9 protein-coding genes and 1 riboswitch are annotated in these 13480 nt (G+C 72.7%); of the genes, 6 read left to right on the top strand and 3 right to left on the bottom strand.

Annotated features, from left to right (window positions below):
* Positions 1–102: 102 nt before the first annotated feature.
* Together OIU81_RS13830 and OIU81_RS13835 are read left to right on the top strand one after the other, a co-directional pair.
* Entirely contained in the window at positions 103–1500 is a 1398-nt protein-coding gene (locus tag OIU81_RS13830; RefSeq protein WP_329147563.1) for an SWIM zinc finger family protein, read from the top strand.
* Positions 1501–1627: 127 nt separating this feature from the next.
* Complete coding sequence (locus OIU81_RS13835) at positions 1628–3376, top strand: DUF5691 domain-containing protein (protein WP_443073985.1); 1749 nt, start codon at positions 1628–1630, stop codon at positions 3374–3376.
* Positions 3377–3435: 59 nt separating this feature from the next.
* On the opposite strand, the gene OIU81_RS13840 is transcribed toward OIU81_RS13835, so the two are convergent.
* Positions 3436–3894 carry a cobalamin B12-binding domain-containing protein gene (locus tag OIU81_RS13840; RefSeq protein WP_329147565.1) on the bottom strand — a complete coding sequence of 153 codons (459 nt, stop codon included), beginning with the start codon at positions 3892–3894 and terminating at the stop codon, positions 3436–3438.
* Positions 3895–4269: 375 nt separating this feature from the next.
* Between OIU81_RS13840 and OIU81_RS13845 the strand changes: the two genes are divergently transcribed.
* Both OIU81_RS13845 and OIU81_RS13850 read left to right on the top strand, forming a co-directional pair.
* Positions 4270–5190: an esterase/lipase family protein gene (locus OIU81_RS13845; protein ID WP_329147567.1), complete on the top strand. Its 921-nt coding sequence runs from the start codon at positions 4270–4272 to the stop codon at positions 5188–5190.
* Between the two features lie 260 nt (positions 5191–5450).
* Complete coding sequence (locus tag OIU81_RS13850; protein ID WP_329147569.1) at positions 5451–7310, top strand: M23 family metallopeptidase; 1860 nt, start codon at positions 5451–5453, stop codon at positions 7308–7310.
* Between the two features lie 39 nt (positions 7311–7349).
* Here the strand turns inward: OIU81_RS13850 and pcrA are convergent, their stop codons facing one another.
* Positions 7350–9821 (bottom strand): DNA helicase PcrA, encoded by a 2472-nt coding sequence (pcrA, locus tag OIU81_RS13855; RefSeq protein WP_329147571.1) that lies wholly within the window; start codon positions 9819–9821, stop codon positions 7350–7352.
* Between the two features lie 286 nt (positions 9822–10107).
* A riboswitch (cyclic di-AMP (ydaO/yuaA leader) is annotated at positions 10108–10290 on the top strand.
* A 7-nt stretch (positions 10291–10297) separates the two neighbouring features.
* Here pcrA and OIU81_RS13860 point away from each other — a divergent pair.
* A complete protein-coding gene (locus tag OIU81_RS13860; RefSeq protein WP_329147573.1) occupies positions 10298–11437 on the top strand; it encodes a C40 family peptidase in 1140 nt (379 codons plus the stop codon).
* A gap of 161 nt (positions 11438–11598) precedes the next feature.
* Here the strand turns inward: OIU81_RS13860 and OIU81_RS13865 are convergent, their stop codons facing one another.
* Positions 11599–11952, bottom strand: coding sequence for a hypothetical protein (locus OIU81_RS13865; protein WP_329147574.1), 354 nt, complete (start codon positions 11950–11952; stop codon positions 11599–11601).
* Between the two features lie 324 nt (positions 11953–12276).
* Between OIU81_RS13865 and OIU81_RS13870 the strand changes: the two genes are divergently transcribed.
* Positions 12277–13437, top strand: a complete 1161-nt coding sequence (locus OIU81_RS13870; protein WP_329147576.1) for a C40 family peptidase — start codon at positions 12277–12279, stop codon at positions 13435–13437.
* Positions 13438–13480: the final 43 nt, after the last annotated feature.

A 13480-nucleotide genomic window follows, 5' to 3' on the forward strand; every position in this document is an offset into this window, starting at 1 on the left:
AGCCTGCACCAGACCACTGACAACGCCCCGAAAACCGTGCCTGACCTGGGAGTTCGGGGCGGGCCGGGGAGATTGTCAGTGGCACGTCGTAGCGTCGGGGACATGAATCCGCAGGGGGAACGCTGGACGACGGATCAGGTGCGCGCGCTGGCGCCTGACGAGGTCTCACGCAAGGCGGGCGGCAGGCTCGCGGCGCCCGGGCCGTGGTCGGAAACGGGCGCGGACGACGCCGCGGTGTGGGGGCAGTGCAAGGGCAGCGGCAAGAAGCCGTACCGGACCGTCGTGGACCTCACCGGCCCGGCCTACAGCTGTAGTTGTCCGAGCCGCAAATTTCCGTGCAAGCACGCGCTGGGACTGCTGCTGCTCTGGGCGGGCGACGAGGGGGCGGTGGCGGCCGGGGAGCCTGCGCCGTGGGCGGGCGAGTGGCTGGCCGGGCGCCGCGAGCGCGCCGGGCGGTCCGCGGGTGCGCCGCCGGGTGCGGGTGCCGGGTCGCGGGCGCCCGCCGACCCGGAGGCGGCCGAGCGGCGGGCCGCCCGGCGGCTGCGGCGGATCGGGGCCGGCGCCGTGGAGCTGGAGCAGCGCCTGGAGGATCTGCTCCGGTCCGGCCTGGCCTCGGCCGGCCACACCGGAGGGGGCGCCTCCCGCCCGGGCGGTTCCGGGAACGGGGGCGGCTCCTGGGACGAGACCGCCGCCCGCATGGTCGACGCCCAGGCTCCCGGACTCGCCTCGCGGGTACGCGAGTTGGGGGCGGTGGCGGCGTCCGGCCCCGACTGGCCGGCCCGGCTGCTGGAGGAGTGCGCGCTGCTGCACCTCCTCGATCAGGGATTCCTCGGCCTCGACCGACTGCCGGCCCCGCTCGCGGCGACGGTCCGTTCCCGGGTGGGACTCACCACGGAGGCGGCGGACCTGCTGACCGGGCCCGATGCGGCGACGGTCCGGGACCGCTGGCTGGTGCTCGCCCAACAGGACGGCGCTGACGGCACGTTGCTCACCCGCAGAATCTTCCTGCGGGGCGAGCGGACCGGCCGGATGGCGCTGCATCTCTCGTTCAGCGGCGCCAACCGCCCGCCGGACCTGGCCCTGCCGCCCGGTCTGATCCTCGACGCGGATCTCGCCTACTACCCCGGCGCCCGTCCGCTGCGTGCCGCCCTGGGCGAGCGGCACGCCCCGGCAGTCCCCGGTCCGGTGCCACCCGGCTGCGGCATCGATGCCGCGCTGGCCGCGTATGGCGATGCGCTGCGCGACGACCCGTGGCTGGATTCCTGGCCCGTGGTACTCACCGACGTCACCCCGGTACCGGGCCGCGGCGGGTCGGGCGGGCAACTGGCCGATGCGGACGGGGAGTCGGCGCTGCCGCTGGATCCGCGCTGTACCGGCAGTGCGAGCCGCTGGCAGCTGGCCGCGATATCGGGCGGGGCGCCCGTCACGGTCTTCGGCGAATGCGGCCACCGCGGCTTTCTGCCGCTGACCGTCTGGGACCCCACCCCGGTGTCCCTGTGACCCGCGCCCCGGCCCGCCGGCCCCCGGCCCCGACCGCCACGGCTCCCCACCCTCCGCGGAAGCCGTCCCCACCGATGCCACTGATGCCACTGATGCCACTGATGCCACCGATGCCTGGAGGACGGGCATGACGAGCAACACCCACGCCCTGAGCAGCACGAACAGCACCTCACCCACTACACCCGCTTCTCCCGCCTCACCCCTCGTGCCCGCCTCACCCGCCTCGGCCGCCTCGGCCGCCCCCGCTGACTGGTCCGCCCTCGTGAGTGCCGCGCTGCTCGGGACCGAGCGCCGGACCCCGCCGGTGGCGATGCGGGCCGGGCAGGACGGCGCGGCGGCGCTCCTGGACGCGGCCGCGGTGAGCACGGTGCGCCGGCGCGCCGCGCTGCGCCCCGCGCCGGCCGGCGAGCGGCCCGCCCCGGCCCCGGCCGATCCACGTCCCGTGCTGCCGCCCGCGGCACGCCGCCGGCTGTCCCTCCTGCTCGCCGACCGCGGCGCCGCCGGCGGCAGCCGCCGCGGGACGGCCCCCGACCTCACCGAACTGCTCCCCCAGTGGCTGGCCGCCGCCGGCGAATACGGCTACCGCGCCCCGGAGGCGCTGCTTCCGGCGCTGCTCGACGCCGCCCGGGCCCGTACGGATCTGCGGCCCGCCGCGCTGACGCTGGCGGGACCGCGTGCCCTGTGGCTGGCGCGGCTCAACGACGAATGGAAGTTCGCGCTGCGCGGGATCGGAGGCCCGGCCGGGTTCCCCGTCGGTGACGACCCCGAGGGCATACGGCAGCGGTGGGAGGAGGGCCTGTTCGCGGAACGGGTCGCCCTGCTGACCACGCTGCGCCGGCACGACCCGCCGGCCGGCCTGGCCCTGCTGGCCACGACCTGGCCCACGGAACGGGCCGAGGACCGCCTGATGTTCCTCGACTCGCTGCGCGAGGACCTCTCGGCGGCGGATGAGCCCTTCCTCGAACAGGCACTGTCCGACCGCAGCCGCAACGTCCGCGCCACGGCCGCCGAGTTCCTCTCCGCCCTGCCCGGTTCCGCGTTCGCGGCCCGTATGGCCGAGCGTGCGCACACCTGCATCGGCCCGGACCGCATGTCGGGCAGCACGATGATCGCGGTGGAGGCGCCACACGAATGCGATGCGGCGATGCAACGGGACGGCATGGCGCCCACGCCGCCCTCCGGACGGGGTGAACGCTCCTGGTGGCTGGGCCAGTTGGTGGAGGCGGCGCCACTGGAGGGCTGGCGCGCACGCTTCGGGGGCCGCGCGCCGGCGGCGATCGTCGCGCTGCCGGTGGCCGACGACTGGCGGACGGAGCTGCACGACGCCTGGTGCCGCGCCGCCGTGCGCCAGCAGAACGCCGACTGGGCGCGGGCGCTGCTGGGTGCGCCGGGCGCACCGTCCCCGGCCTCCGACGTCTCACCGGCCGGCTCGTCGCGGGATCTGACGAAGCTGCTCGCCGTGCTGCCCGCGGACGAACGGGCCCGGTGGGTGGCGGAGTTCATCGCGGCGCACGGCCTGTCGGACGCCTTCCGGATGCTGGGGGTGTGCGCGGTCCCCTGGGCGGAGCCGCTGGGCCGCGCGGTCGTCGACGCGCTGGACATCGCCCGGGACGCGGGCAGCTACCCCTGGAGCTTCAGCGGGGTGATGGGCCTGGCCGAGCGGTGTCTGGACCCGGCGGCCGCGGACCGTCTCGACATGCTCACCGCCGTCACCGACGAGCCCGAGGGCGCCTCACCGGGCTCCGGCGGCTACTGGTCCGAGGCCTTCCAGCGCCTGGTCACCACCCTGCGGCTGCGCGCCACGATGCGCGCCGAGCTGGCGCCGCCGCCCGCCGCCGCCGATCCGGCCGGGGAGCCCGGCCGGAGGGCGCCATGATCCTTCGTGCCGCGGCCGCCCCGGGGGGAGTCCGCGTGGTCCGCCTGCCCGGCGCCGCCTCAGACCGCCAGCGAGCGCACGTTCGCCCGGACCCACTCCACGATCGAGGCGGTCGTCGCGCCCGGGGTGAAGATCTCCGCGACGCCCTGCGCCTTGAGCGGGGGGATGTCGGCCTCGGGGATGATGCCGCCGCCGAAGACCTTGATGTCCGCCGCGTCGCGTTCCTCCAGGAGGGCGATGACCTTCGCGAAGAGGGTGTTGTGGGCACCGGAGAGGATGGACAGCCCGATCGCGTCGGCGTCCTCCTGGATCGCGGTGTCGACGATCTGCTCCGGGGTCTGGTGCAGCCCGGTGTAGATCACCTCCATACCGGCGTCGCGCAGGGCCCGCGCGATGACCTTGGCGCCCCGGTCGTGCCCGTCCAGGCCCGGCTTGGCCACCACCACACGGATCGGCCCCGACCTGCCCGCCGCGCCCTGGCTTCCCGCTTGTGCCCCGTCCTGCCGCGCCACACTCATCACTGCCTCCAAGCCATGCACGGCACTGTGGTGCCGCCGAGCCGACAATCGATCGCGCGGCCGCGATCCGGCGGCCACGAGCGTGAACGAACGTTATCGCCAGCATCCCGTACCCAGCCGTTTCGTGACATCCGGGGAGGGGGAAATCACACATGGGACACGTTCGCTATGCGCCGCGTTCCGCTCGTCGTCATGTCACGGCCTCGTGGCACAGGGCGCGCGGACCGGGCGCACGGGGAGCCGCAGTCGGACCACCGCGCCGCCGGGCGCGCACCAGGGCGGGCGAGGAGAAGGCCCGCCGTCGCTGCTGACGGCTTCCCACGAGGGCACACGGGGGTCACAGCCGCCTCCCGCGTGCCGTTCGGGAGGTCGGCCATGCAGGCCCTGCCCTTTCTCTCCGCACCCCTTCTGCTCGCGCGCCTGCTTGCCGCACCGCTCCAGTGCGCGCGCCTGCTCCCCACCCGCACCCCTTCCCTCCTGCTCCGCAGCACGGTCGTCGACCTGGCGGTGCTCGCCGCCCACCTTCTGCTCTATCCGACCGGCATCCCCCGGGAACGCCCCCTGCCACACCCCGCCGCCGAACCCCCGCAAGGACATCTGACGCCGGAGGTCCCGCAGCCGGCCACCACCCCGCCGACCCTGCTGCCGACCGTGGGCCGGGCACATCCGCCGGTCCTCCTGCTCCACGGCTTCATCGACAACCGCTCCGTCTTCGTCCTGCTGCGCCGCTCACTGCACCGGCACGGCTGGCGCCATGTCGAAGCGCTCAACTACTCCCCGCTGACCTGCGATCTCCGCAAGGCCGCCGAGTTGCTCGGCCGACATGTGGCGGAGGTGTGCGCGCGGACCGGTCATCGCCGGGTGGACATCGTGGGCCACAGCCTCGGCGGACTCATCGCCCGCTACTACGTACAGCGGCTCGGCGGCGACGCCCATGTCCGGACGCTTGTCACGCTCGGCACCCCGCACTCCGGCACCCGTATCGCGCCCCTGATGTCGGCGCACCCGATCGTGCGGCAGATGCGGCCCGATTCCGAGGTGATCAGGGAGTTGTCGCTTCCGGCGCCGAATTGCCGCACCCAATTCGTGGCCTTCTGGAGCGAGGAGGACCAAGTGATGATTCCGGCCACGACGGCCAGAATCGATCACCCGGATGTGCTCGCGTACAACGTCCAAGTCACCGGTGTCGGGCATCTCGCCCTGCCGGTCAACGGCACCGTCGCCGCCGGAATACGGGAGGCACTGTCGTCGGCGGAAGAGGCACAAGGAACGGCGGACACCATTTCGGTGGCCTGACCCGAGGCCGCCGCAACGGCACACCGCCGCCCCGGATTGCCGCTTCGCACGACGCGGAAATGACATCCCAGAGGCGACACGATCTCGACGTGTTGTCGAACAAACCTCGAACGGGGCGCCAAGAGCACGCATGGGCCTGCCGAAAGGCGGCCAAATGCCCGGTCTGGCCGAGCGCAAACCCTGTGGAAGATTGTCGCCATCGCATACCGCCGGGTACAGTCGCCGCTAATTCTCCTGCTGTCGAGGCGAAAGAGAAGTTGGTGAACGACCGTCACCCATCGGAGGCTCAGCCTCTGACCGGCTCTCCTTCCGACGCCTCGTATGCGCACTATCCGGCCTACGACTCCTACGGGCACCAGTCCCCGGCCGGCACCGCCGAATACGGCGACGGCGACCCGCTGTTCGGCTCGCTTCCCGGCTCGTACGAAACCGGGATGTATGACACCGGCACCTATGACACCGGGATGTACGACACCGGTGCGTGCGGCGCGGGTGCCAACGGAATGAGTACGTACGGCACGGGCACCTTCCACGCCGGCGGGTACGGCGGCGGGGCCGGTGCGGCGGACGGCGGTCAGGCCGCCTACGACACCGGCGCCTACCCCACGATGCAGTGGGACACCGGCGCCTATGACACCGGCGCCTACCCGCAGGCGGCTGCCGGGGGCTACGACCCGTACGCGCACACCCCCCATGAGCAGCCCGCGCAGCACACCACCGGCTACTCCCCCTCCCCGTATGAAACGGCCGGGTACGAGACCGCCGGGTACGAAACGGGCGGGTACGAGACCGCCGGATACGAGACCGCCGCGTACGGAACCGGCGGATACCAGGCGACCGCGTACGAAGCCACCTCGTACGGGTACGGCGGGTTCGACACCGGAAGCTTTGCCACCGGCGGCTATGACACCGGTGGTTACGACACCGGCAGTTGGGCCACCGGCGCCTACCAGACCGCCGAGACCTTCGAGAGCACCGGCGGCTTCGACGCCCTCGGCCGACAGGCCACCACGGTCCAGGAGACCGCGGATCACGAGGCCACCGCGGTCTGGTCGACCATCGACCAGGGTCTGATCGCTGGCATCCCGGCGCAGGCCGGCCCGCCGGCGGCCGAGGCCGGCCACTGGGACAACGCCACGTGGGACGGCACCGCGCCCGCCGACCACGCCGGGAGCGACCGGCACGGCGGCGGCGCGTACGAGTCCGGTGCGTACGGATCCGACGCATACGACACCGGACGGCACCACGCGGACGGCACCTCCGGCGCCGATGACGCCGCCTCCGTCGCGGACGCCATGACGCAGGCGATGCCGATCACCCTCGCGCCCGACGCCCCCGCCGGCCGCCGGGCCGCCGGGCCGGACGCCGGGAAGGCCGGCCGCGGCCGGGGCCGGCGGCGCCCGGTGAAGCGGTCGGCGCTGCTGACCATCGCCGTCCCCTCGGTCGCCACCCTGGGAATCTGCGCCGTGGCCGCCGCGTCCGTCGCCCACTTCGGCGAGGACGACAAGACCGAGGCGACCGCCCAGTCGGCGCCCGACGCGACGGCCGTCAAGCCGTCCGCGGCCAACAGCAAGCTCGACACCCAGCTCGCCGGGCTCAGCGCCAGCGCCGATGACTTCCGCGACCGGGCCAGCCGGACGCAGGAGCGCATCGACCTCAAGGAGCGCCAGTCGCTGGACCGCAAGCGCAAGGCGGAGGACGCGGCCCGCAAGGAGGCCGCACGCCCCAAGTTCGTGCTGCCCGTCACCCAGCACGGGCTGAGCGCCACCTTCGGCCAGGCCGGCGTCAACTGGATGTCCGTGCACACCGGAATCGACTTCCCGGTCAGTTACGGCACCCCGGTCATGTCCGCCACCGACGGCACCATCCGCACCCAGTGGAACTCCGCCTACGGCAATATGGCGATCGTGACGGCGCCCGACGGCACGGAGACCTGGTACTGCCATCTGAGCAGCACCAAGATCCGTTCCGGGGAGGTCAAAGCCGGTGAGCGGATTGCCTATTCGGGCAACTCCGGCAACTCCACCGGGCCGCATCTGCACTTCGAGGTGCGCCCGGGCGGCGGCGCGGCGGTCGACCCGCAGCCGTGGCTGCGCGACCACGGCCTCAACCCGAACTGACCGCCCCCCGCACACCCGCCGTTACGGCTCCCCCACCGGCTACAGCTTCTCCACCGGCGCGTACCGCAGCAGCAGCCGCTTGGGCTTCTCGCCGCCGAAGTCGATGGTCGCCTCGGCGTTGTCGCCGCTGCCCTTGACGCCCACGACCGTGCCGAGCCCGAAGCTGTCGTGGGTGACGCGGTCGCCGACGGTCAGCGAGACGACCTGGCGGTCCTTGGCCCGGCGGGTGGCGAAGCCGCTCGGCCCCTTGGTGCGCGACGACAGCGCGGAGCCCAAGCCGCCACCGGCGCCGCCCGAGAGCCCGCCCATCGACGCGGACGGCGTCGCCTGGCCCGTGCGCTTCCACTCCACGTACTCGCCCGGGATCTCCTCCAGGAACCGGGAGGGCGGGTTGTACGAGGGCTGGCCCCAGGCGCTGCGCATCGTCGAGCGGGTGACGTAAAGCCGCTCGCGGGCGCGGGTGATGCCGACGTAGGCCAGCCGGCGCTCCTCCTCCAGCTCCTTGGTCTGGCCCAGCGAGCGCATGTGCGGGAAGACGCCGTCCTCCATGCCGGTCAGGAAGACGACCGGGAACTCCAGGCCCTTGGCGGTGTGCAGCGTCATGAGGGTGATGACGCCGCTGCCGTCCTCGTCCTCGTCCGGGATCTGGTCGGAGTCGGCGACCAGGGCGACCTGCTCCAGGAAGTCGGAGAGGGTGCCCCCCGCAACGGCAGTGCCGGGTGCCTCCGCATCCACACCGCGGTCCTGCTCGAATTCCAGGGCCACGGCGGCGAGTTCCTGGAGGTTCTCGATCCGGGTCTCGTCCTGCGGGTCGGTGGAGGCCTGGAGCTCGGCGAGGTAGCCCGTGCGCTCCAGGACCGCTTCCAGGACGGTGGCGGGGCCGGCGCCGGACTCGACGATGGTGCGCAGCTCCTCCATGAGGACGTTGAAGCGCTTGACGGCGTTGGCGGAGCGGGCCGCCATGCCGTACGCCTCGTCGACCCGGCGCAGCGCCTGCGGGAAGGTGATCTTCTCGCGCCCCGACAGGGCGTCGATCATCGCCTCGGCGCGGTCGCCGATGCCGCGCTTGGGGACGTTCAGGATGCGGCGCAGCGGGACGGTGTCCTCGGGGTTGGCGAGCACCCGCAGATACGCGAGGACGTCGCGGACCTCCTTGCGCTCGTAGAAGCGCACTCCGCCGACGACCTTGTAGGGCAGCCCGACCCGGATGAAGATCTCTTCGAAGACCCGGGACTGGGCGTTGGTGCGGTAGAAGACGGCGACGTCGCCGGCCTTGGCGTCGCCGGCGTCCGTCAGGCGGTCGATCTCGTCGGCGACGAACTGCGCCTCGTCGTGCTCGGTGTCGGCGACATAGCCGGTGATCCCGGGGCCGCTGCCGGCGTCGGTCCAGAGGTTCTTGGGGCGGCGGTTCTCGTTGCGCTCGATGACGGCGTTGGCGGCGGACAGGATCGTCTGCGAGGAGCGGTAGTTCTGCTCCAGCAGGATCGTGGTCGCGTCGGGGTAGTCCTCCTCGAACTGGAGGATGTTGCGGATGGTGGCACCGCGGAAGGCGTAGATCGACTGGTCGGCGTCGCCGACGACGCACAGCTCGGCCGCCGATTCGGCGGGGCCGACCAGCTCGCGCACGAGGGTGTACTGGGCGTGGTTGGTGTCCTGGTACTCGTCGACGAGGACATGGCGGAAGCGGCGGCGGTAGTGCTCGGCGACATCCGGGAAGGCCTGGAGCAGACTGACCGTCGTCATGATGATGTCGTCGAAGTCCAGGGCGTTGGCCTCGCGCAGCCGGGCCTGGTACATCGCATACGCCTCGGCCAGCGTCTTCTCGAACCCGTCGGCGGCCGTCCCGGCGAAGCTCTCCTCGTCGATGAGCTCGTTCTTGAGGTTGGAGATCTTCGCGCTGAAGGACTTGGGCGGGTAGCGCTTGGGGTCCAGATCCAGATCGCGGCAGACCAGCGCCATCAGGCGCTTGGAGTCGGCGGCGTCGTAGATCGAGAAGGAGGAGGTGAAGCCCAGCTTCTTGGACTCGCGGCGCAGGATGCGGACGCAGGCGCTGTGGAAGGTGGAGACCCACATGGCGTTCGCGCGCGGGCCGACGAGCTCCTCGACGCGCTCCTTCATCTCGCCCGCGGCCTTGTTGGTGAAGGTGATCGCGAGGATCTGGCCGGGGTGGACATGGCGCTCGGCCAGCAGATGGGCGATGCGGTGGGTGAGCACCCGGGTCTTGCCGGAGCCGGCGCCGGCGACGATCAGCAGCGGGCCGCCGGTGTGCACCACGGCGGCCTTCTGCTCGTCGTTGAGCCCCTCGAGCAGCGCGGCGGCATCCACGGCGGGGCGGGCGGCGCCGTCGCGGTAGTGGGTCTCTCTGGGGCCGGGCGCGTCGAATTTCCCGCCGAAGAGGTCGGCGGGGATCTCCTCGGGGGCTGGCTCGTGCCCGTCCTCGGGAGGCGGCGGGTGCTCCTCGCCCTTGTGGCCGAGGTCCGCCAGGAAGCTGTCGTCAAAGAGGCTGCTCATCGCCCACCGAGTCTAGGCCGCCGCACTGACAACCCGCCGCGCAGTGCCGATTGTCGGCCGTATACCGGGCGCGCGGGGCGGCGCGCTGGTCAGGCGGCCGGGCCCGGGCCGAATGGTGCGGCGCCCCGTCTACCCGAATCCGACATCTGCCACAACAACCCCCGCATCGCGTTCAGGTCACAAAAAGGTTTCGGGCATATCGAACATCAGCCTTCACAGGAGCCACACGAGTTGGCTAACGTCCTCGCTCAGGCAGCCCGCCTCCCCGCGTACGACAGTGTCCGCACGGGCCGCCGCGCCGAGTCCGGCCCTGCCATGAGGCACCCGGAGCCGGGGACCCACCAGCACCACCGGGGTGAATCGATCCGTACGGCCGTCACAGACGGACGTCGGACCGTAGGGCAAGCCTTCCGTCATCGACACCGCCCGAACCCGACAGCTAACCCGGTAGGCGGTCACGGAAGGAGTTGCCGGCCTTGGCGTCCCATCGCAAGCCGCGCACCAGCGTCCTCGCCTCGCCCGGAGGCCGCCGTACGGCTGCCGGGCTCACCACCGCTGCCCTCGCGTCGGTCACCCTGCTCTCGCAGACCGCCGACGCGGCCCCCAGGGCGCCGAAACCCACCGTCGAAGAGGTCAAGAAGAAGGTCGACGACCTCTACCACCAGGCCGAGGTGGCCACCGAGAAGTACAACGGAGCCAAGGAGCGCGCCGGCGAACAGCAGCACACCGTCGACGGCCTGCTCAACGCCGCGGCCAAGCGCGCCGAGCAGATGAACAGGTCCCGGCACCAGCTGGGCATGTACGCGTCGGCCCAGTACCGCACCGGCGGGATGAACCCGACGGCGCAGCTGATGCTCGCCAAGGACCCGCAGCAGTTCTTCGACCGCAGCCATCTCATGGAGCGGCTGACCGGCCGGCAGAAGCAGGCCGTCACCGACTACCAGGAGCAGGCGGCGGCCGCGGCGCACCAGCGGGCCGAAGCGACCGACAGCCTGGAGCGGCTGCAGAAGTCGCAGGCGTCCCTCAAGGAGTCCAAGCGCTCCGTCCAGGACAAGCTGACCGAGGCCCGTCAGCTGCTGTCCCGGCTGACCGCGCAGGAGAAGGCGCGGCTGGCGCAGCTGGAGCGCGAGAAGGAGGCGGCCGCCAAGCGCAAGGCCGACGAGGAGGCGCGCAGGCAGCGCGAGCGGCAGCACGACGGCGGCGGTTCCGCGGGCGGCCAGACCGGTGGCGGCTCGGACGGCGGCGGTTCGACCGGCACCCCGTCCTCCACCAAGGCCGCGCAGGCGATCGCCTTCGCCCGCGCCCAGATCGGCAAGCCGTACGTCTGGGGTGCGACCGGCCCCAGCTCCTACGACTGCTCGGGGCTGACGCAGGCGGCGTGGAAGGCGACCGGCGTCACGATGCCGCGGACCACCTGGGACCAGGTCAAGATCGGCACGCGGGTGTCCACCAAGGATCTGCAACCCGGTGACCTGGTGTTCTTCTTCGACGACATCAGCCACGTCGGGATGTACATAGGCGACGGCAAGATGATCCACGCGCCGCACCCGGGCGCCAGCGTCCGGGTGGAGTCGATCTACTACATGCCCATCTACGGGAGCGTCCGCCCGGGCTGAGGCCCGGCGCCCTCCGCTCCCCCACAGGCCACCCCCCACGGCCACCCCCCACACGCCACCGCGCGGCCGTCGCCTCCGATATGGAGTGCGAGGACCGCGCGGTGTGCCGTGGTGGGGCGGTGGTCCGCGCCGTCAGGTCCGGCGCGCCGCTCAGGTCCTTCTCAGGTCCAGAGCACCGCGATAAAGATGTTGGCCACCGTCAGCGCGCCGACCGCGCCGAAGAGCGGCTTGTCGACCGTCTCGTCGTCGCGCTTGACGTAGACCAGCGCCAGGATCACCACCAGGACGGCCATCTTGATGCCGATCTTGAGGGTGTTGACGTGGTGGCCCTGGGCCTCGTTGAGGCCGACCAGCGCGACGCCGGTGACCAGCATCGTCAGCGCGCCGTGCAGCATGGCCGGCACGAAGCGGGCGGTGCCCGCGCCCATCGCCTTCATCTGGGTCAGGAAGCCTCCGAGCAGGGAGGCGATGCCGATGATGTGCAGGGCGACGAAGAGATTGATTACTACGTCCATAGTGCGGGATCGTAGCCGCCGCATAGCACGGCCCTGCGGGCAGGGCGCCCACAATCGTCGCTTCGGTCATGGGCGGGCCGGTACCGGCCGTCCGGCCGTCGGCCGCACGGTCATCGGCACACCCGCACCGGTCGAAAGCGAACAATGCCGGGCAAGCGGACCCCCCGGCGCAACACCCAGGCTTAGCGTCCTCCTCCAGGCGGTCGACTCCCCGCCGTCGCCGGCCCCCCACCGGCGACCCGTCGGCCGCCTCGCCGCGAGGTGCGGCGGCGGTTCGTTCCCCCGTTACGGACCGCCGCCGGCCCCCGGCTCGAAGGGAAGGAAGTGACGGCCACCGTGGCCTCGCACCGCAAGCCCCGGCAGCATCCGCTCGCCTCGCTGACCGGCGGCACGCGCACCGCGCGCACCGCCGCCACGCTGGCACTCGCCGGTGCCGCCACCGCCACCGTCTTCGACGGCACCGGCCAGGCCGCGCCCCAGCCCACCCCCGCCCAGGTCAAGGGCCGGATCAACGCGCTGTACCAGGAGGCAGAGGTGGCCACGCAGAACTACAACGGTGCGAAGGAAGCCGCCGGCACCGCACGCCGGGAGCTGAGCCGGCTGCAGGACGAGGCCGCCCGCAGGACCCAGAAGCTCAACACCGCCCGCACCGAGCTGGGCGCCCTGGCCGCGAGCCAGTACCGCTCCGGCGGGGTGGACCCGACCGTCCGGCTGCTGCTGTCCGCGGATCCGCAGCGCTATCTCGACGGCGCCGCGGTCCTGGAGCGTACGGGCAGCCATCAGGCGACCGCGGTGGCCGGTTACGCGCGCCGGCTCGGCAGCGTACGGCAGGTCCGGCAGCGGGCCGAGGAGACCGCGGAGCGGCTGGCGGCCACCGAGGCCACGCTGAAGAAGCACCGGGTCACGGTCGTCCACAAGCTGGACGCCGCCGAGCAGTTGCTGAACCGGCTGACCGCCGAGCAGCGGAAGCGGATGGCGGGCCGGGACGGCGACGGCGACGGCGACGGCGACGGCAAGGAGGCTGCCGGCCGGGACCACCCGGACCGGGGGACGCGCGGGGACGGCCCCCTCGACGGGATCACCCACGGCGCGGGGATCGCCCCCGGCGCCGGGGGTGCCGCGGCGGCCGCCCCCAACCCCCGTGCCGCGCGGGCCGTTTCCTTCGCCTACGCCGCGCTGGGCAAGCCGTACGTCTGGGGCGCGACGGGCCCCTCCGCGTACGACTGCTCGGGGCTGACCCAGGCCGCCTGGAAGTCCGGCGGCGTCGCCCTGCCCCGGACCACCTACACCCAGATCAGCTCCGGCCCGCGGGTCGACCGGTCCCAACTCGCCCCCGGTGACCTGGTGTTCTTCTACTCCGGCATCAGCCATGTGGGGCTCTACATCGGCGACGGCAAGATGATCCACGCCCCGCATCCGGGGGCGCCGGTACGCATCGCGCCGATCGACCAGATGCCGTTCGCCGCGGCCACCCGTCCGGCTTAGGAGCGGCCCCGGCGGCCGGCCCGGCGCGGGGCCGCGGGCGCGG

The organism is Streptomyces sp. NBC_01454, assembly GCF_036227565.1.
Classification (GTDB): Bacteria; Actinomycetota; Actinomycetes; order Streptomycetales; family Streptomycetaceae; genus Streptomyces.